Below are 19,321 nucleotides of genomic sequence, written 5' to 3'. Positions count from 1 at the left end.
CTCAGTTGGCGGCTACGCCGCGGGCTGAGGGGGCGAGGTGATGACCTCGACGTTGTCGTTCAGCAGATAGGACAGCTCGTCGAGCGCCAGCTTGCGCGCAGCCGCGTCGGGCGCCGTCTCCACCGCCGCGACCTTGACCGGGATGTCTTCCGAAATGCCGCGCAGGATGCACTTCAGGTCGTTATCCGTGCCGCGTTCCTTGAGGATCAGATGCCCCTGCATGTCGCGCTGGGCCAGATCCGTCGCCTGGGTCTTGAACGCCGCATAGGCCGCGCCGGTGAAGAAGCCGGCCCGGTCCGCCTCGCCCGAGGCCATCCAGCCGTCGACGATCGACTTCAGGGCGCCCGACCGGGCGACCAGATCGGCGAACAGGGGCTCCTGGGCCACCGAGACCGGCGCGGCGGGCGCCACCGGCGGCAGGGCCGCCGCTTCGGCGACGGCGGGATCGGCCAGCATCAGGGCGACAGCGAGGGCTATTCCGCAGGACATGGCGTGCCTTTCACAAGGGAGCGGGCCGCGGCGCTTCCGAAGGAAACCCTTGTTGACCCGATCCTGGATTGAACTCTTCTCGGCCTGAGCCGTACACCAGAGCCTGCAAGCGTCGGGCCAACCGCACCGAACCGCCATGGGGAGACGATGATGCCGCACGCCGCCGCCTGGGCCGAACTCGAAGCCGCCGCCCGCCGGGACGCCGGCGCCCGCATCCAGGATCAGTTCGCCGCCGACCCGGATCGTCTGGCGCGGCTGACGCTGGAGGCGGCCGGCCTGCATATCGACCTGTCGAAGCAGAGCTGGACCCGCCCCGGCCTGGACGCGGCCCTGGCCCTGGCGCGCGCCTGCGACGTGGAGAGCCGCCGCGCGGCCCTGTTCAACGGCGAGGCCGTCAATCTGACCGAGGGCCGTGCAGTGCTGCACCCGGCCCTGCGCGCGGCGAACGGCGCGGACTTCCACGCCTTGGGCGAGCCGGTCTCGGCCGAGGTCGAGGCCGTTCGCGCCGAAATGAAGACCTATGCCGAAGCGGTGCGGTCCGGAAATGAGACAGGCGCGACCGGGCGCGCCATCCGGACGGTGCTCCATATCGGCATCGGCGGCTCCGATCTGGGTCCTCGACTGATCTGGGACGCCCTGCGCCCGCTTGATCCGGCCATCGACCTGCGCTTCGTCGCCAACATCGATCCGCGCGACATGGCCGAGGCCCTGATCGGACTGGAGCCCGAGACGACCCTGGTCGTCGTCGTCTCCAAGACCTTCACCACCCAGGAAACCCTGACCAACGCCGAGGCCGCCAAGGCGTGGCTGGCCGCCGCCCTGCCCGCCGAAGGGATGGCCAGACATTTCATCGGCGTGACCGCCGCGCCGGACAACGCGACGGCCTTCGGATGCGGCCGCACCTTCGCCTTCAGGGACTGGGTCGGCGGCCGCTATTCCCTGTGGTCGGCGGTCAGCCTGTCCTGCGTCATCGGTCTGGGCTGGGAGGCGTTCCAGGAATTCCTCGACGGCGCCGCCGCACTGGACCGGCATTTCCTCGAGGCGCCGCTGGAGAGGAACGGGCCGGTGCTCCTGGCTCTGGCCGACATTTACAATGTGGACGGCCTGAACCGCCCGGCGCGCAGCGTCGCGCCCTACGCCCACGCCCTGCGTCGCCTGCCCGCCTTCCTGCAGCAGTTGGAGATGGAATCGAACGGCAAGCGGGTGCGCCGCGACGGCTCGCCCGTCGGTCGCCAGACCTGTCCCGTCGTTTTCGGCGAACCCGGCTCCAACGGCCAGCACGCCTTCTTCCAGCAGTTGCATCAGGGACCGCAGGTCGTTCCCCTCGACTTCGTCATCGTCGGCCGCACCTGCGAGGACGCGACCGCGACGCCCCTTTGGGCCAACGCCCTGGCCCAGGCCCAGGCCCTGATGCAGGGCAAGACCGAGGGCCAGGCTCGCGCCGAACTGCTCGCCTCGGGCGCATCCGAGGCCGAGGCCGACCGTCTGGCTCCGCACAAGACCTTCCCCGGCGACCGCCCGTCGACGGCCATCCTGATGGAAGCGCTGACGCCCCGTTCCCTCGGCGCCCTGATCGCCCTTTATGAGCACAAGACCTTCGTCGAAGGCGTCCTGTGGGACATCAACAGTTTCGATCAATGGGGGGTGGAGCTCGGCAAGGCCCTGGCCAAGGCCGTGCTCAAGGACGTCGAAGCCGGCGCGCCTTCCTCTGACCTCGACCCTTCGACAGCCGACCTGCTGCGACGATTGACGGCGTAGGCGCCCGATTCTCAGGCGACGAAAAAAAGGCCCGGTCGCGAAACCGGGCCTTTCTTCATCTCGCCATTCGCCTACCAGCGACGATCATAGCGGTAGTCGCGGTCGCGGCGGTTCTGATAGCTGCGCCACTCGCCGTGGTTCCGCCAGTAACGACCGTCGCGGTAATAGCGGCCGTTGTTGCGCTCGTAACGGCCGTTGTAATAGCCGTCGCGGCTGTTGATGCCGTGTTCGCGCTCCCAGTGGCCCTGGTTCCGGTAGCAGCGACCGCCGCGGTAATAGCTGCAGTCGTCGTTGCTCGAGGACGAGGCCGCGCCGAGGGCCGCACCCGCCAGGGCGCCGCCCGCGACATAACGTCCGTCGCCCTGGCCGATCAGGGCGCCGGCCACGCCGCCGACGACAGCGCCAAGGACGGCGTCACGGCCGGTATTGTCGCGATCGCGGTCGCGATAGTTCTGGGCCGCGGCCGGAGTCGTGGCCAGCATCGTCACAACCAGAGCAGGGGCGATAGCGCCGGCGCCGATCTTGAACAGGGTCTTCATGGCGGGCTCCTTTCGAAAGCCGGTTGATCCGTTGTCCCCTTTTTAGCGAAGCCTGTCTGAACGACCCCGGGGGCGCCCGTTCATTTTCGCTTCATCAAGGCGCCGAATTTCGGTCCGCCTCGCCCTTGACGCCCCCCGCCCCCCTGCCTAACTCCCCGGTCGTTAGCACTCGGGGAGGGCGACTGCCAAAGTCGTGGGCTCCGAGGGCTGGAACCAACATCCTAACGGGAGTTACTCAGATGGCGTTTCGTCCGCTCGGCGACCGCGTGCTGGTCAAGCGCGTTGAAGAAGAATCCAAGACCAAGGGCGGGATCATCATCCCCGATACGGCCAAGGAAAAGCCCCAGGAAGGCGAAGTCGTCGCCGTGGGCCCCGGCGTCCGTGACGAAGACGGCAAGTTCGTCGCCCTGGAGCTGAAGGCCGGCGACCGCGTCCTGTTCGGCAAGTGGTCGGGCAGCGAAGTGAAGATCGACGGTGAAGACCTGATCATCATGAAGGAATCCGACGTCCTGGGCGTGCTGTCGTAAGACGCGTCCTGGGTTTCCGGAATTCTAACGTAAAATCTTATAGATAGGAGCAGCCCACATGGCCGCTAAAATCGTAAAGTTCAACACCGACGCTCGCGACAAGATGCTGAAGGGCGTCAACGTCCTGGCTGACGCCGTCAAGGTGACCCTAGGTCCGAAGGGCCGCAACGTCGTGATCCAGAAGTCCTTCGGCGCCCCGCGCTCGACCAAGGACGGCGTCTCGGTGGCCAAGGAAATCGAGCTGGAAGACGCCTTCGAGAACATGGGCGCCCAGATGATCCGCGAAGTCGCTTCCAAGGCGAACGACAAGGCGGGCGACGGCACCACCACCGCCACCGTCCTGGCCCAGGCCATCGTTCAGGAAGGCCTGAAGGCCGTGGCCGCCGGCATGAACCCGATGGACCTGAAGCGCGGCATCGACAAGGCTGTCGAAGCGGTGCTGGAAGAGATCAAGTCGAACTCCAAGCCGGTCTCCAACAACTCGGAAATCGCCCAGGTCGGCACCATCTCGGCCAACGGCGACGCTGAAATCGGCGACCTGATCGCCCAGGCCATGGCCAAGGTCGGCAACGAAGGCGTCATCACGGTTGAAGAAGCCAAGACCGCCGAAACCACCGTCGACATCGTCGAAGGCATGCAATTCGACCGCGGCTACCTGTCGCCCTATTTCATCACCAACCCGGACAAGATGGAGGTCTCCCTCGAAGAGCCGCTCATCCTGCTCCACGAGAAGAAGCTGACCTCGCTGCAGCCCATGCTGCCGGTGCTGGAAGCCGTGGTTCAGTCGGGCCGTCCCCTGCTGATCATCGCCGAGGACATCGAAGGCGAAGCCCTGGCCACCCTGGTGGTCAACAAGCTGCGCGGCGGCCTGCGCGTCGCCGCCGTCAAGGCTCCGGGCTTCGGCGATCGCCGCAAGGCCATGCTGGAAGACATCGCCATCCTGACGGGCGGCCAGGTCATCTCTGAAGACCTCGGCATCAAGCTGGAAACGGTCGCGCTCGACATGCTGGGCAAGGCCAAGAAGGTCCAGATCACCAAGGACGACACCACCATCGTTGAAGGTTCGGGCGAGAAGGACGGCATCGAGGCCCGCGTCGGCCAGATTAAGCGTCAGATCGAAGACACCACCTCCGACTACGACAAGGAAAAGCTGCAAGAGCGTCTGGCCAAGCTGGCCGGCGGCGTCGCCGTCCTGCGCGTCGGCGGCTCGACCGAAGTCGAAGTGAAGGAAAAGAAGGACCGCGTCGACGACGCCCTGAACGCAACCCGTGCTGCTGCCGATGAAGGCATCGTCCCGGGCGGCGGCGTGGCCCTGCTGAAGGCCTCCAAGGTGCTGGACGGTCTGAAGGGCGACAACGCCGATCAGAACGCCGGCGTCAACATCGTCCGCCGCGCCCTGCAGGCTCCGATCCGTCAGATCTCGGAAAACTCGGGCGTCGAAGGCTCGATCGTGGTCGGCAAGGTGCTGGAATCGGCCAAGGCCGAGTTCGGCTTCAACGCCCAGACGGAACAGTATGGCGACCTGGTGGAAATGGGCGTCATCGACCCGGCCAAGGTCGTCCGCTCGGCTCTGGCCTCGGCCGGTTCGGTCGCGGGCATCATGATCACGACCGAAGCCGCCATCGCCGATGCGCCGAAGAAGGCTTCGGCCGGCGGCGCCCCCGACATGGGCGGCATGGGCGGTATGGGCGGCATGGACTTCTAAGGAAGTCCGGCTTCTCAAAGCTCAGACGACGGAGGGGCGGGATCGAAAGGTCCCGCCCTTTCTTTTACGCTAGGTTCCCGCCTCACCCACCTCGCGTCCCGCCAGCCGTGCGCCTTCGACCACCGCCGGGTCGGCGCGGGCCGTGTCCAGAATCCAGTCACGGAAGCGGGCGATCTTGGGGACCAGGCGGCGGCCCGACGGGTAACAGAGCCAATAACCCTCGGCCAGGGCGACGGTCTGATGGAACGGCCGGACCAGCAGGCCGCGCTCCAGCTCGCGGCCGTAAAGGATGGGCGAGCCCAGGGCCACGCCCTGATCGCCCAGAGCCGCCGCCACCTCCATCGCCTGATTGTCGGCGGTCAGCCTGGGCGGCGCTCCGGCGTCAGCGGGCGCCACGCCGGCGGCGGCGAACCATGCGGCCCATTCGCGGGGCTCTCCGATCAGATGGGCGCGCTTCAGATCGGCAGGCGACTTCAGCTCCAGCCGGTCGCGCAGGGCCGGGGTGCAAACCGGCGTGAAGACGGCCGGCATCAGAAAGCGGCTTTCCAGTCCCGGCCACCGGCCCGAGCCGAAGCGCAAGGCCACGTCCAGCCCGTCCGCGCCCAGATTGGACAGTATGGAACTGGTGTCGACCCGCACGGCCAGGTCGGGATTGGCCAACTGGAACGCACCCAGCCGCGTCGCCAACCATTGGGTCGCCATGGTCTGCAGCGTCGTGACGGCCAATACGCCCTGGTCCGCCTCAACCACCTCGGCCACCGCCCGCCTCAGCAAGGTCATCGCCTCGGTCGCGGCTGTAGCCAGTCGCTCGCCCTCGGGCGTCAGGGCCACCTGCCGCGTGCCGCGCGTGAACAGGGGCCGCTCGAGCCGTTGCTCCAGGTCGCGGATGCGCCAGCTGACCGCCGCCTGGCTCATGCCGAGAGCCTCAGCCGCGCGGGTGAAGCTGAGCAAGCGCGCCGCCGCCTCGAACACGCGAAGGGCGTCGACCGGAATACGGGAAAGAGGATCAGACATAAGTTAGCCTTATGAATCGGCGTCATCGTCTCGTTTGTGACCCGGCGCACCATGCGCCATCCTGACCTTCTCAGAAAGGAGGACGAAGTCATGGACCACATCTACCGCACTCATAAGGAACCCGCGTGGGGCTGGATCGGCGCCCTGCTCGACGCGCGCCGCCTTTCACGCCGAGAGACCGGCGAAGTCCGCCTCAGGGCCCGACCCTGCCCGGCGCCCCCGCGTCGGGCGGCCTGCTGACGGCCGCCGTTCCGCCGGGCGCGACCCCAAGCGCGCGACAAGCGCGACAAGGCGTCGCGCCCGGTTCCCTTCAGCCAGCGGGACAGTTGCCCCGGCGCGATACGACCGCCCATAAAGGCGCCTTCATCGTCACAGAGGGGGCCCTGATCGATGCGCCGCACCACCCGTATTCCGTCCTTCGCCGCCGCCGCGCTGATCGCCGCCGCCGGCCTGAGCGTCGCCGTTCCGGCTGAGGCCCAAGCGCGCCGCGCGGCGCCGACCGCCGAGCGCGCCGACTGGCCCGCGCGCGCTGCGCCCGCACAGGCGCGCGCCGTGACCTTCGCCGCCGCCGCTTCGCCATCGGGCTCCCTCGTCCTGCCGCTGACCTCGGAAGCTGATCTGGCCGCGCGCGGATCGGCTCTGGACGCCGGAACGCGTCAGGCGATCGCCGCAGCCCTGAGCGCCGCGCGCTTCGACTACAAGGCGCGCCAGACCCTGAGCCTGCACGGCGTCGGCGGCTGGGACCGCATCCTGATCGTCGGTCTGGGCGAAGCGCCCAAGGCCGCAGACGTCCAGACCGCCGGAATCGTCGCGGGCCGCGTGCTGAACAGCCAGCCGGGCGTCCTGACCGCCCTGACCTCGGGCCTGTCGGCGGATATGGCCTCTGAACTGGCGACGGGGCTGGGCATCGGCCACTACCGCTCGGACCTGTATGTCACCACCGGTCGCGACCGCGCGGCGCCCGGCGCCCTGACCGTTGTGGCCGATGACGCCGCGAACGCCCAGGCGCACTATCGTCGCGGCGCGGCCCTGGTCGAAGCCATGGCCTGGACCCGCGACGTGTCCAACGAGCCGGCCAACGTCGTCTATCCCGAAAGCTTCGTCGAACGCGCCCGCGCCGCCTTCGCCGGCGTGCCGGGGATCGAGATCACCGAACTGGACGTGCCCGCCATGCAGCGTCTGGGCATGGGCGCCCTGCTGGGCGTCGGCCAGGGCTCCAGCCGCCCGCCGCGCCTTCTGGCCGTGCGCTATCGCGGCCAGGGCGCGTCCAGCGACGGCCCGATCGCCCTGCTGGGCAAGGGCATCACCTTCGATTCGGGCGGCCTCTCGCTGAAGCCCGGCTCGGGCATGGGCAATATGAAGATGGACATGTCCGGCGCCGCCAGCGTCGTCGGCGCGGTCCTGGCCCTGGCCAAGGGCGGCGCGCCGGTGGACGTGGTCGCCGTCGCCGCCCTGGCCGAGAACATGCCCGACGGTGGCGGCATCCGCCCGGCCGACGTCCTGACCGCCATGAACGGGAAGACCATCGAGATCATCTCGACCGACGCCGAAGGCCGTCTGGTTCTGGCCGACGCCGTGGTCTGGGCCGACACGACGCTGAACCCGGCCGCCATCGTCGACGTGGCGACCCTGACCGGCGCGGTCGGCGGCGCGTTGGGCGGCGACTATGCGGGCCTGTTCAGCCGCCACGACGCCCTGTCCGATCAGTTGAAGGCCGCTGGAGACGCCACCGGCGAAACCCTCTGGCGTCTGCCGTTGCATCCCAACTATGTGCGGGCGACCTCTTCGACCATCGCCGACATCAAGAACTCGGGCGAGGGCGGCGCCGGGGCGGGCACCGGCGCCCACTTCATCGGCTATTTCGCACGGCCGGAGACGCCCTGGGCGCACCTGGACATCGCCAACATGGCCTTCGGCGCCGCCAACGACGTGAAACCGGCCGGTTCAGCGGGCTACAGCGTGCGCCTGCTGGAGCGCTTCGTGCGCGACTTCCAGCCGGTGGCGAAGGAGAAGGGAACGGGCGGCTACTGAAGCCGCCCCCAGCCTTCACGCTTCTCAGCCTTCCTTGATGGCGACGATCTCGACCGACTGGCCCGCGACCGTCGCCTCATCCCCCTCGCGCCTGCCCATCAGGGCGCGGGCCAGAGGCGAGACGTGGCTGACGCTGCCTTGGGTCGGGTCGGCCTCGTCCTCGCCGACGATGCGCCAGGACTGAGTGCGCCCGTCCTCGCGCTCGATCGTCACCGTGTCGCCGAAGCGCACCTTGCCGTCCGGCGGCGCCTCGACCAGCTGGGCCGTGCCCCGCCGCGCCGACCAGTAGCGCAGGTCGCGCGTCGCCCGCGCCATGGCGGTGCGATCGGCCTCGATGGAGCCCGCCGCCTGAGCCGCCGTATAGGCCGCGCGCGCGGCCGCCAACTCGGCCTCGATCTGGGCCAGTCCCTGCGGCGTGACGAGGTTCGGGTGGGGCGAGATCGGTCGGTCGGGCAGGTCCGCCGCCGTGGCTTCCAGATCTTCTTCCCGTGTAAAGGCGACGCTCATGTCCGCCAGCATAGGCCGCGACGGCCATTCCGGCTAGGAAGGCGTCGATGACGCGCTCCCCCTCCACAGTCGCCGTGATCGGCGCCGGTCCCGCCGGGCTGATGGCCGCCGAACGTCTGGCGCAGGCGGGTCTGCGCGTCGTCGTGCATGAGCGGATGCCCTCGGTCGCGCGCAAGCTGCTGATGGCCGGGCGCGGCGGGCTGAACCTGACCCATTCGGAGTCGCTCGAGCCGTTCCTGAACCGCTATGACGCCGCCGCGCAGGGTCGCATCAAGGGATGGCTGGACGCCTTTTCGCCCGCCGCTCTGATCGCATGGGTCGAGGGGCTGGGCCAGCCGACCTTTGTCGGTTCGTCCGGCCGGGTGTTCCCCAAGGCGATGAAGGCCTCGCCTCTGTTGCGCGCCTGGCTGGCGCGGCTGGAAGGGCTGGGCGTCGAGGTCCGCACCCGCTCGTGCTGGACCGGCTGGCGGGACGGCGCCCTGACGTTCGATACGCCCGACGGCCAGCGGTTCGAGGGCCCGGACGCCGTCATCCTGGCCCTCGGCGGCGCCAGCTGGGCCAAGCTGGGCTCGAATGCCGCATGGGTTCCGGCGCTAGAAGAGGCGGGCGCCGAAGTGGCCGCCTTCCGTCCCGCTAATGTCGGCTTTGATGTCGCGTGGTCGCCGATCTTCCGCGACCGTTTCGCCGGAACGCCGCTGAAAGGGGTCTCCCTGACGCACGGCGACCGCACCGTGCGCGGCGAAGCCATGATCGCCGCCTACGGGATCGAGGGCGGCGGCGTCTACGCCTTGTCGGCCGGGCTGCGCGAGGCGGTGGAGCACAACGGATCGACCGCGCTGACGCTCGACCTACGGCCCGATCTGAGCGTCGAGGCCCTGACCCAGCGCCTGTCGAAACCACGCGGCAAGGACAGCCTGTCGAACTGGCTACGCAAGGCGGCGCGGCTCGACTCAACAGCCGTCGCCCTGCTGCGCGAAGGCGGCTCCCTGCCCGCAGAACCCGCCGAACTGGCCGCCCGGATCAAGGGCGTCGCCCTGACCCTGACTGGCGTGCAGGGCCTGAGCCGCGCCATCTCCTCGGCCGGGGGCGTCGCGCTGGACTCCGTGGACGAACGGCTGATGCTGCAGGAACGGCCCGGCGTCTTTGCGGCGGGCGAGATGCTGGACTGGGAGGCGCCGACCGGCGGCTATCTGCTCCAAGCCGCCTTCGCCTCGGGCGTCGTCGCGGCTGAGGGCGTACGCGTCTGGCTGGACGAGCGCTGAGGCTTTCGGGGTCGACAGCGGCGGCCTCAGGGGGCAGCGTGGCGCAAATCGTCCAAACGCCGAGCTTGCCCATGACCCTCGCCCGTTCCGCCGCCGTCGGCCTGATCGCCGCCCTGATGTGTTCGACCTCTGCGCTCGCCCAGACCGGTCGCATCGACCCGGCCCGACTGAACGAAGCCACCCGCGTTCTGGCGTCTGATGAGTTCGAAGGTCGCGCCCCGGTCACGCCCGGCGAAGACCGCACCATTGAGTGGTTGTCGCAGCAGTTCCAGGCGCTCGGTCTCGAACCCGGCGGCCCGAACGGATCGTGGGTGCAGGTCGCCCAGGTCAGCCGCACCAGCCAGGACGGCCCCGCCGCCATCAGCGTTTCCGCCAACGGCCGCACGACCGAACTGCAGCGCGCCACGGACGTCATCGTATCCTCCGACCGGCCGGTTGAACGCATCACCCTGACCGATGCGCCTCTGGTCTTCGTCGGCTATGGCGTGGACGCGCCCGAGCGTGGGTGGGACGACTACAAGGGCGTCGATCTGACCGGCAAGATCATGCTGGTGCTGGTCAACGACCCCGACTTCGCCGCGCCCGAAGGTCATCCGGTCAACGGCAAGTTCGATGGCCAGGCCATGACCTTCTATGGCCGCTGGACCTATAAGTTCCAGGTGGCGGCGGCGCACGGCGCGGCGGGCGTTCTGGTCATCCACGACACTCCGGGCGCGGGCTATCCCTGGTCGACGCTGGAGAATTCCTCGACCGCGCCCAAGTTCGACATCGTCCGCGCCGATCCCGACAAGGAGCGCGTGGCGGCGCAGGGCTGGATTCAGGGCGCGATCGCCGAACAGCTGTTCCAAGACGCCGGGCTGGACTTCGCCGCCCTGAAGGATCAGGCGCGGACCCCCGACTTCCGCCCCGTGGCGCTGGACGGCGTGACCATGTCCATCGACTTCGGCCAGAAGGCCGACCGGGTCGAAACGCGCAACGTCATCGGCCGCCTGCCCGGAACCAAATACCCGAACGAGACGGTGATGTTCGGCGCCCACTGGGACGCCTATGGCCGCGCCACGCCCAAGAACGGCGACGACATCTATAACGGCGCCGTCGACAATGCGACGGGCGTCGCGGGCGTCATGGAAATCGCCCGCCTGTTCGCCGAGGGGCCGCGCCCCGAACGCTCGACCGTCTTCATCAGCTGGGCGGCCGAGGAAACCGGCCTGCTGGGCGCCGAATACTATGCCGCCAACCCGGTCTGGCCGCTGGAGACGACCGTCGCCAACATCAATATGGACAGCCTGCTGCCGGGGACCGAGATCGACCCGAACATCGTCGTCATCGGCGCGGGCAAGAACGATCTGGACGACCGGCTGGCGGTGCTGGCCGAACGCGAGGGGCGCCGCCTGATCCCCGACCCGGCGCCGCACGCGGGGGCCTTCTATCGCTCGGACCACTTCCCGCTGGCGAGGAAGGGCGTGCCCGCCCTGTTCGCCGCCGCAGGCTTCACCGGCCACAACGAAGCCAGCCGGGACTACGTCGCCAATCGCTATCATCAGCCTTCGGACGAATGGACGCCGGAATGGACAATGGACGCCGCCGCCGCCGACGTTCAGCTGCTGTATGAAGTCGGCCGCGACCTGGCCAATTCGCGCGACTGGCCCGCGTGGAAGCCGGGCGACGAGTTCGAAGGCGCGCGAAACGCCTCGGCGTCGGCGCGCCAGTAATCGGCTGCAAGTGACGTGAAGCCGCCAAGGCGCTAGACCGCATCCATGACCAGCCTCCCCGACCTCCACGGCGTCTGCCCGCCGCGTTTCAATGCGGTGAAGGACGCCTTCGCCGCCAACTTCACCGACGCACCTGAAGGGCTGAACGAGCTGGCCGCGCGTTTCAGCGTGACCATCGACGGCGAGGTGGTCGCGGACCTGTGGGCCGGCTCGGCCGATCTGGCGGGGACCAAGCCGTTCGCCGAGGACACGCTGGTCCCGGTCTTCTCGACCGGCAAGGCGGTGATGGCCCTGATGATCGCGCGCTGCGTGGACAAGGGGCTGCTGTCCTATGAGGACCGGGTCGCCGACCACTGGCTCGCCTTCGGCGCCGCGGGCAAGGATCAGCTGACCGTCGGCCAGTTGATGAGCCACCAGTCCGGCCTGCCGGGCTTCGACGGCGGGGCCGAGCCCGAGATCTGGTTCGACCGTCAGGCGGTGCTGGACAAGCTGGCGGCCCAGACGCCGCTGTGGGCGCCGGGGACGGCGTCCGGCTATCATCCCATCACCATCGGCTATCTGGCGGGCGAGCTGTTCCGCATTGTCGACGGGCGGACGATGGGGACGGCCCTGCGCGAAGACTTCGCCCAGCCGTTCGACCTGGACCTATGGATCGGCCTGCCCGAAGCCGAACATGGCCGAGTCGCCCAACTGCGCAAACCCGCCGCCGCGCCGGACCTCGGCGCCATCGACGCGATCAAGAAGGCCGCCTTCCTGGATCGCGGCTCGGCCCCCGGCGGGCGCGGCTCGGCTGAATGGCGGACGGCGGAGATTCCGTCGGCCAATCTGCACGCCACGGCCAAGGATCTGGCGCGAATGATGTCCATCGTCGCCACCGGCGGGACTCTGGACCACCTGGCGGTGCTGTCGGACGAGACCCTGGCCCAGGCCACGCGCGAGCGCATCCACGGACCGGACCGGGTGCTGCCCTTCGACATGAGCTGGGCGGCGGGCTTCACCCGCAATCAGGGCCTGAACATCTTCGGTCCCAATCCCGAGGCGGTCGGCCACTGCGGCTGGGGCGGGTCGATGGTCTTCGCGGATCAGGCGGCGGGCGTCTCGGCCGCCTATGTCATGACGCGCCAGTCGCCGCACCTGATCGGCGATCCGCGCGCCTTGAGGTTGATCGAAGCGCTTTACGGGGCGCTTTAGGCCTCCGGTCCCCAGGCCAGTTGGTCGTGGACGATCAGCCAGCCGTCGACCGTGCGACGCAGGATGCGGGTGAACAGGCCGCGATGGGTCTTGCCGTCGCGCGTCATCACCGCCCGGCCCGAGACCACCGCCGTATTGACGTCGAACTGCAGGGTTTCGAACCATTCATAGGACAGGGCGCCCAGGCCGCCGGGCTCGGTGGCGCGGGCGTCCAGGGCCGCGCGCACGCTGTCCGGCCCCTTCAGGGGCGTGTCGCCCAGGAAGACCAGCAACGGCTCGTCGTGGACATAGGTGGCCATGACCGCGTCCACCTGACCCGAGGTCCAGGCGGCGGCGGCGGCGTCCAGGGCGTCGCTGACCGCGTCGAAGGTTTCGGCCGTGGTCGGCGGCGCGGCGACGGGCGCCGGCGCGCCTTCGACGGGAGCCGGGGCGGCGTCTCGCGAGGCGCCCACGCGCGCGGTGCGGATCACTTCATCGCCGCCGCCCATGACGCTGCTGCTTTGAGCGCAGGCCGAGGTCCCCCCCGCGATCAAGGCGGATACGGCGAGGGCGGAGAGCAGGCGGGAGCGGATCATCATCGCCTTCTCTTTAGGACGGGACGGCCTTCGACCTCAACGCGAAGTCGAAGGTTTCTCGCCGATGGCGTCCATTCGATCCTCGGCGGGATCGTCCAGCAGGCCGGGTTCGGGCGCGACGATGGTCTCGGCCGTATGCGCCGCGCGACGCACCTTGAGCACGGCGCCGACGGCGAAGACGGCCACGGCGACCCAGATGAAGACGAAGGAGGCGATGCGCAGCGGCCCCAGGGCCTCGCCCTGCAAGGCGCCGATGATGAAGACGATGGTCGGCGCCAGGAACTGCAGAAAGCCCATGCTCGACAGGGGCATCCGCCGCGCCGCCCAGGCGAACAGGGCCAGGGGAATGACCGTGGCCGGTCCGGCGAACAACAGCCACAGGGTCGCCGAAGGCGAGGCGGTGAAATGACCCGCGCCCGTGCTTTCGATGTGAATCAGCCAGATCAGACCCGGCAGGGCCAGCAGCAGACACTCCAGGAACAGCCCCGTCTGGGCGTCGACCGAGACGCGCTTCCTGATGATGCCGTAGGCCGCAAAGGTCAGGGCCAAGATGATCGAGACCCAGGGCGCGTGCCCGAGGGCTATGGTCTGCAGCAGCACTCCGACCGCCGCCAGCGCCATGGCGATCTTTCCGGCCCAGTCGATCTTCTCACGGAACAGCCACGCCCCCGCCGCCATGTTCAGCAGCGGATTGAGGTAGTAGCCGAGCGAGGCGTCGAGGGTCCGCCCGTCGTTCACCGCGATGATGTAGGTGGTCCAGTTCCCCGCGATCAACACCGCGGACAGGGCCAGCCAGCCCAGCACCCTGGGCTGGCGCAGCACGGCCATGACCTGCGTCCACTGGCGCGACAGCATGACCAGCAGCGCGGCCCAGACCAGGCCCCAGACGGCCCGGTGCCCCATGATCTCCCAGGCGTCCGCCCCCTGATGGCCCATCTGCTGGAACACCAGGGGCACGAACCCCCAGATCAGGTAGCAGAACACGCCCGCCGCCAAGGCGGCGCGGGCTTCGGAGGCGGGAGCAGGGGAGGCGCTCACTCTGGTACCTTTCGACCCCCGCCGCATCGCCGACGCGGCGGGGGTTCAACACATATGACGCCCCTCAAGCAGCCTCGCGCCGCGCGCGAAGCGTGAGGGACCTCTGCTTACACAGTCAAAGTGCGATAGCCGCTCTTGGGCGAGATGACGCCGGTCTCGTCCAGCAGCTGGGCGATCTGCACGGCGTTCAGGGCCGCGCCCTTGCGCAGGTTGTCCGACACCACCCAGAAGGACAGACCGTGCTCGACAGTCGGGTCCTTGCGGATGCGGCTGACATAGACGGCATGTTCGCCCGCGGCGTCGACCGGAGTGATGTAGCCGTCGTGTTCCTGCTTATCGACGACCAGGACGCCCGGCGCCTCGCGCAGGATCTCGCGGGCTTCGTCCGGGGCGATCGGACGGTCGAACTCGACCGTCACGGCTTCGGAGTGGCCCACGAAGACCGGCACGCGCACGCAGGTGACGGTCAGCTTGATCGACGGGTCGATCATCTTGTGCGTCTCGTCCCACATCTTGGCTTCTTCATCGGTGTAGCCGTCCTCGTTGAAGGCGCCGATGTAGGGGATGACGTTGAAGGCGATCTGCTTGGGGAATTTCTTCGGCGTGGCGTCGCCCAGGCCGTAGATGGCCTTGGTCTGGTTCCACAGCTCGTCCATGCCTTCCTTCCCGGCGCCCGAGACGGACTGGTAGGTCGAGACGACGACGCGCTTGATCTTGGCCGCGTCATGCAGCGGCTTCAGCGCCACCACCAGCTGGGCGGTCGAGCAGTTGGGGTTGGCGACGATGTTCTTCCTGGTCGCCAGCTTGGCGGCGTCCGGGTTCACTTCCGGCACGATCAGCGGCACGTCCGGGTCCATGCGGAAGGCCGAGGAGTTGTCGATGACGATGGGACCGGCCCTGCCGATCTTCTCGGACCATTCGCGCGACACGCCGCCGCCGGCGCTCATCAGCACCAGGTCGACGCTCGAGAAGTCGAACTGCTCGATGTCCTCGCACTTGATGGTGCTGTCGCCGAAGGAGACCTCGACGCCTTTGGATTTTCGAGAGGCGATCGCGTGCATTTTCTCGACGGGGAAGTTCACTTCCTCGAGGATGGCCAGGATTTCCCGGCCGACATTGCCTGTGGCGCCTACGACGGCGACGCGATAGCCCATGATGAAATCATCCTTTGTTCGGGGGCGTTTGGGAGAAACGCTTCTGCATTTGGGTCCTTCGCAGCCGCGAAGCAACCAGAATCCTCCAATTCGGCGCCGGAATCCGCGAACGCCTTCCCCCGGCCCCATCGGGGAGCTATCTGCTGGCCATGACCTCCCGCATCCGCAACGCCTACGACATCCGCGTGGAAGAGGGCGTGATCACGCCCGAACCGGCCCAGGCCGCCCTGATCGGCGCGCTTGAGCGGCTGGAGACCGACCTGTCGAAGAAGGGGCTGTTCGGCGCCCTGCCCGAGGTCAGGGGCATCTACATCTGGGGCCCGCCCGGACGCGGCAAGTCCATGCTGATGGACCTCTTCTACTCCTCGACGCCCGAGCAGAAGAAGGTCCGCGCCCACTTCCACGCCTTCATGGCGCGCATCCACGACCTGGTGAAGCAGTGGCGCGACGGAACCCCGCGCAGCCGCAAGGCCGTGTTCGGAACCGCCAAGGGGGACGATCCCATCCCGCCGATCGCCGCCCTGATCGCCTCTGAGGCGCGTCTGCTGTGCTTCGACGAGTTGCAGGTGACGGACATCGCCGACGCCATGATCCTGGGTCGGCTGTTCGAGGCCCTGTTCGAAAAGAAGGTGGTGCTGGCCGTCACCTCGAACCGCGCGCCCGAAGACCTCTACAAGAACGGCATCAACCGCCAGCTCTTCCTGCCCTTCATCGACATCATCCGCCAACGTTGCGACGTGGTCGAGACGGCGGGCGCCCGGGACTTCCGCCTGGACCGCATGGCCGGGGCCAGGGTCTGGTTTTCGCCGCTGGACGCCGAGGCGCGGCAGGGCTTCGAGACCCTGTGGTCCGACCTCAAGGGCGGCGAGCCGGAGGAGCCCATCGCCCTGCCGGTGCTGGGCCGTGAGGTGAAGCTGGAGCGCACGGTCGGCGCCATGGCGCGCGCGACCTTCAACGAGCTGTGCGGCCGTCCGCTGGGACCGCAGGACTATCTCGCCGTCGCGCGGCGCTTCCACACCCTGTTCCTGGCCGACGTGCCCCTGCTCAGCCCGGCCAACCACCACGAGGCGCGCCGCCTTGTGACGCTGGTCGACGCGCTTTACGAGGCCAAGACCCGGCTGGTCGTCCTGGCTGAGGCCGCGCCCGAGGCGCTCTACACCGAGGGCGTCGGCGCCTTCGAGTTCGAGCGGACGGTGTCGCGCTTCAACGAGATGCAGAGCGAGGCCTGGCTGGAGCAGCGTGAGGAAGCCGAGGCGGCGTAAACTCCTTTCCGCTCATCCCGGCGGACGCCGGGATCCAGTACGAACCTCGCGCACCGCATTTTAGAGCGCTTGTTAGCCAACGCCGCATTGGCGGCCAAAGCACTGGTTCCCGGCGTCCGCCGGGATGAGCGGTTGCCAGAAATGGCGCATGAAAAAGGGCCGCCCCCGAAGATGCGGCCCTTTCCAATTTAGACGCCTAAGCGCTCAAGCAGCGAGCCGCCGCGCGGCTCGCGTTAGCGCCCTTAAGCCAAGGAAGGTTCAATGTCCTTACAGGCCTGGATCAGGCCCTGGACCGAGGCGACCGACTTGGCGAACATCGCCTTTTCGTCGTCGTTGGTGGTGAACTCAATGACCTTCTCGACGCCGGCGGCGCCGATCAGGGCCGGGACGCCGACGTAGAGGTCCGACAGGCCGTATTCGCCCGACAGCCACACGGCGCACGGCAGGACGCGCTTCTGGTCCAGCAGGTAGGACTTGGCCATCGCAATCGCGCTCTCGGCCGGGGCGTAGAAGGCCGATCCGGTCTTCAGCAGGGCCACGATCTCGCCGCCGCCCTTGCGGGTGCGCTCGACGATGGCGTCCAGATCGGCCTGCGACAGGAAGCCCGCAGCGACCGCGTCCGGCAGCGGCAGGCCGCCGACGGTCGAGTGGCGCACCATCGGCACCATGTCGTCGCCGTGACCGCCCAGGGTCCAGGCGTGGATGTCCTGCACCGAGACGCCGGTCTTTTCAGCCAGGAAGTAGGCGAAGCGGGCCGAGTCCAGCACGCCGGCCATGCCGATGACCTTCTCCTTGGGCAGGCCCGAGAATTTCTGCAGGGCCCAGACCATGGCGTCGAGCGGGTTGGTGATGCAGATGACGAAGGCGTTGGGGGCGTGCTGCTTGATGCCCTCGCCGACGGCCTTCATGACTTTGAGGTTGATGCCGATCAGGTCGTCGCGGCTCATGCCCGGCTTGCGCGGCACGCCGGCGGTGACGATGCAGACGTCGGCGCCCGCGATGTCGGCGTAGTCGTTGGCGCCCTTCAGGGCCACGTCCTGACCGAAGACGGCCGAGGCTTCGGCGATGTCCAGAGCCTTGCCCTGGGGGGTGCCTTCGGCGATGTCGAACAGGATGACGTCGCCCAGCGCTTCGCGCGCGGCCACGTGGGCCAGGGTTCCGCCGATCATTCCGGCGCCGATGAGGGCGATCTTCGCGCGAGCCATTCAGGTCTCTCCAGTCGATATTGCGTGTGCGAAACGGTAGTCGCTGGAACGGCGGTCTAGACCTGTCGGCAGATCGCGGCAAGCGTTCCGCGTTGCGCCTTTCGTCGAGGCCTGCGAGGCTGCGGCCATGGCCAAACCCACGGACGCTCCCCCGATGACGGACGCCGCCTATGAGGCGCGCGCCCTGGCCGAGGCCCTGGCCTGGCGCGACCGCCAGCTGAAACGGCCCGGCCTGTGGGACAAGACCACCCGCGCGACCCAGGACCGCATCAACCGCGTCATTCCCGAGCGCGTGCACGAGATCGTGACCGGCGCCGTGCAGCAGATGACGCGCGGCCTGCTGGCCGGATCGGAGTGGACCACCGCCCGCCCCCTGACCGAAGGCGCCCTACAGGAGCGCGAGGCCAGGGTTCGCACGCGCGTCGAGCTGTATCGCACCACCGCCAGCGTCGAGGGCGGGGTGGCGGGCGCCGGGGGCTTCCTGATGGCGGCGGCGGACTTTCCGGCTCTGATGGCGATCAAGGTCAAGATGCTGTTCGAGATCGCCGCCCTCTACGGCTATTCCGGCCGCGACCTGAAGGAGCGGGTGATCGTCCTGCGCATCTTCCAGCTGGCCTTCTCCAGCGCCCGGCATCGCCCCGAGGCCCTGGCTGCGCTGGAGGCCGCCATGCGCGCGCCGAATGATCCTGACGCCCTGAAGGCCTTCGACTGGCGCAAGTTCCAGCTGGAGTACCGCGACTACATCGACGTGGCGAAGCTGGCCCAGCTGCTGCCCCTGGTCGGCGCGCCGATCGGGGCCGTGGTCAACTGGCGCCTGACCCAACGCCTGGCCGAGACGGCGATGAACGCCTATCGCCTGCGCCTTCTCGCCGATCAGGACGCCGCATGAGCTTCACCGCCGATCCCGCCTTCGAGGCCGCCTCCGTCTTCGCCGCCGACTGGCCCCTGTGCCAGGTGCGGTTCCAGGACGACGCCCGCTTTCCCTGGCTGATCCTGCTGCCCCGCGTCCCCGGCGCGGTCGAGCTGGAGGACCTGTCGCCCGAGCAGCGCGCCCTTCTGAGCGAGGAGATCGTCCGCGCCGGCGCCCTGGTGCGCGAACTGGGCGCCCTGCGCGAGGCTCCCATCGACAAGCTGAACGTCGCCGCCCTGGGCAATGTCACAGCCCAGCTTCATATCCATGTCGTCGGCCGTCGGCGCGACGACCCCCTGTGGCCCGATCCGGTCTGGGGACGTCCGGGGGCGGTTCCGTGCGCGCCGGAAACACGCGATCCCGCCCTGGCGCACATCGCGGCCTTTTGACTCTAGGACGGAGGGCCGACTTTCGTCGGAATCGGCCCCCTTCGTTGACACCC

Annotated in this window: 18 protein-coding genes; 10 read left to right on the top strand and 8 right to left on the bottom strand. The window is 68.6% G+C overall.

The features are described from left to right. Positions 1-12: 12 nt before the first annotated feature. Entirely contained in the window at positions 13-489 is a 477-nt protein-coding gene (locus ACWIDZ_RS07220) for a hypothetical protein (RefSeq protein WP_338577403.1), read from the bottom strand. Between the two features lie 147 nt (positions 490-636). On the opposite strand from ACWIDZ_RS07220, the gene pgi reads away from it, so the two are divergent. Further along, positions 637-2,247: a glucose-6-phosphate isomerase gene (gene pgi, locus ACWIDZ_RS07215; RefSeq protein ID WP_453988114.1), complete on the top strand. Its 1,611-nt coding sequence runs from the start codon at positions 637-639 to the stop codon at positions 2,245-2,247. 71 nt (positions 2,248-2,318) lie between these two features. On the opposite strand, the gene ACWIDZ_RS07210 is transcribed toward pgi, so the two are convergent. After that, positions 2,319-2,786: a hypothetical protein gene (locus ACWIDZ_RS07210; RefSeq protein WP_291780661.1), complete on the bottom strand. Its 468-nt coding sequence runs from the start codon at positions 2,784-2,786 to the stop codon at positions 2,319-2,321. A 239-nt stretch (positions 2,787-3,025) separates the two neighbouring features. Between ACWIDZ_RS07210 and groES the strand changes: the two genes are divergently transcribed. Next, positions 3,026-3,313: a co-chaperone GroES gene (gene groES, locus ACWIDZ_RS07205; protein ID WP_003166488.1), complete on the top strand. Its 288-nt coding sequence runs from the start codon at positions 3,026-3,028 to the stop codon at positions 3,311-3,313. A gap of 58 nt (positions 3,314-3,371) precedes the next feature. Further along, positions 3,372-5,018, top strand: a complete 1,647-nt coding sequence (gene groL, locus ACWIDZ_RS07200; RefSeq protein ID WP_453988115.1) for a chaperonin GroEL — start codon at positions 3,372-3,374, stop codon at positions 5,016-5,018. 69 nt (positions 5,019-5,087) lie between these two features. On the opposite strand, the gene ACWIDZ_RS07195 is transcribed toward groL, so the two are convergent. After that, the gene (locus ACWIDZ_RS07195; protein ID WP_453988116.1) at positions 5,088-6,032 is read right to left on the bottom strand and encodes a LysR substrate-binding domain-containing protein; all 945 of its coding nucleotides are present in this window, start codon (positions 6,030-6,032) and stop codon (positions 5,088-5,090) included. 390 nt (positions 6,033-6,422) lie between these two features. On the opposite strand from ACWIDZ_RS07195, the gene ACWIDZ_RS07190 reads away from it, so the two are divergent. Next, positions 6,423-8,063 (top strand): leucyl aminopeptidase family protein, encoded by a 1,641-nt coding sequence (locus ACWIDZ_RS07190; protein WP_453988118.1) that lies wholly within the window; start codon positions 6,423-6,425, stop codon positions 8,061-8,063. 24 nt (positions 8,064-8,087) lie between these two features. Here ACWIDZ_RS07190 and greA read toward each other — a convergent pair whose 3' ends face one another. Beyond that, complete coding sequence (gene greA / locus ACWIDZ_RS07185; RefSeq protein WP_291780642.1) at positions 8,088-8,570, bottom strand: transcription elongation factor GreA; 483 nt, start codon at positions 8,568-8,570, stop codon at positions 8,088-8,090. A 47-nt stretch (positions 8,571-8,617) separates the two neighbouring features. On the opposite strand from greA, the gene ACWIDZ_RS07180 reads away from it, so the two are divergent. The 3 genes from ACWIDZ_RS07180 to ACWIDZ_RS07170 all read left to right on the top strand — a co-directional run bounded on the left by ACWIDZ_RS07180 (position 8,618) and on the right by ACWIDZ_RS07170 (position 12,735). After that, positions 8,618-9,832 carry a BaiN/RdsA family NAD(P)/FAD-dependent oxidoreductase gene (locus ACWIDZ_RS07180; RefSeq protein ID WP_346485293.1) on the top strand — a complete coding sequence of 405 codons (1,215 nt, stop codon included), beginning with the start codon at positions 8,618-8,620 and terminating at the stop codon, positions 9,830-9,832. 71 nt (positions 9,833-9,903) lie between these two features. After that, a complete protein-coding gene (locus ACWIDZ_RS07175; RefSeq protein WP_453988119.1) occupies positions 9,904-11,544 on the top strand; it encodes a M28 family peptidase in 1,641 nt (546 codons plus the stop codon). A gap of 45 nt (positions 11,545-11,589) precedes the next feature. Then, a complete protein-coding gene (locus ACWIDZ_RS07170) occupies positions 11,590-12,735 on the top strand; it encodes a serine hydrolase domain-containing protein (protein ID WP_453988120.1) in 1,146 nt (381 codons plus the stop codon). On the opposite strand, the gene ACWIDZ_RS07165 is transcribed toward ACWIDZ_RS07170, so the two are convergent. The 3 genes from ACWIDZ_RS07165 to ACWIDZ_RS07155 all read right to left on the bottom strand — a co-directional run bounded on the left by ACWIDZ_RS07165 (position 12,732) and on the right by ACWIDZ_RS07155 (position 15,502). After that, complete coding sequence (locus ACWIDZ_RS07165; RefSeq protein WP_453988121.1) at positions 12,732-13,313, bottom strand: YybH family protein; 582 nt, start codon at positions 13,311-13,313, stop codon at positions 12,732-12,734. The genes ACWIDZ_RS07170 and ACWIDZ_RS07165 overlap by 4 nt on opposite strands. Before the next feature lie 33 nt (positions 13,314-13,346). Next, a complete protein-coding gene (rarD, locus tag ACWIDZ_RS07160; protein ID WP_453988122.1) occupies positions 13,347-14,348 on the bottom strand; it encodes an EamA family transporter RarD in 1,002 nt (333 codons plus the stop codon). A gap of 107 nt (positions 14,349-14,455) precedes the next feature. Next, positions 14,456-15,502: an aspartate-semialdehyde dehydrogenase gene (locus tag ACWIDZ_RS07155; RefSeq protein ID WP_453988123.1), complete on the bottom strand. Its 1,047-nt coding sequence runs from the start codon at positions 15,500-15,502 to the stop codon at positions 14,456-14,458. A gap of 149 nt (positions 15,503-15,651) precedes the next feature. Between ACWIDZ_RS07155 and zapE the strand changes: the two genes are divergently transcribed. Further along, entirely contained in the window at positions 15,652-16,764 is a 1,113-nt protein-coding gene (zapE, locus tag ACWIDZ_RS07150) for a cell division protein ZapE (protein ID WP_453988124.1), read from the top strand. A gap of 242 nt (positions 16,765-17,006) precedes the next feature. Here zapE and mdh read toward each other — a convergent pair whose 3' ends face one another. After that, positions 17,007-17,969 (bottom strand): malate dehydrogenase, encoded by a 963-nt coding sequence (gene mdh / locus ACWIDZ_RS07145; protein ID WP_087141327.1) that lies wholly within the window; start codon positions 17,967-17,969, stop codon positions 17,007-17,009. Between the two features lie 127 nt (positions 17,970-18,096). On the opposite strand from mdh, the gene ACWIDZ_RS07140 reads away from it, so the two are divergent. Both ACWIDZ_RS07140 and ACWIDZ_RS07135 read left to right on the top strand, forming a co-directional pair. After that, complete coding sequence (locus ACWIDZ_RS07140; protein ID WP_453988125.1) at positions 18,097-18,858, top strand: EcsC family protein; 762 nt, start codon at positions 18,097-18,099, stop codon at positions 18,856-18,858. Next, positions 18,855-19,268, top strand: a complete 414-nt coding sequence (locus ACWIDZ_RS07135) for an HIT domain-containing protein (RefSeq protein ID WP_453988126.1) — start codon at positions 18,855-18,857, stop codon at positions 19,266-19,268. Before ACWIDZ_RS07140 ends, ACWIDZ_RS07135 begins: the two co-directional genes overlap by 4 nt. Positions 19,269-19,321: the final 53 nt, after the last annotated feature.

This window comes from Brevundimonas sp. NPDC055311 (assembly GCF_053645695.1).
Note: the sequence above shows the minus strand (reverse complement) of the source record. Positions and strands in the feature narration are given on the sequence as shown.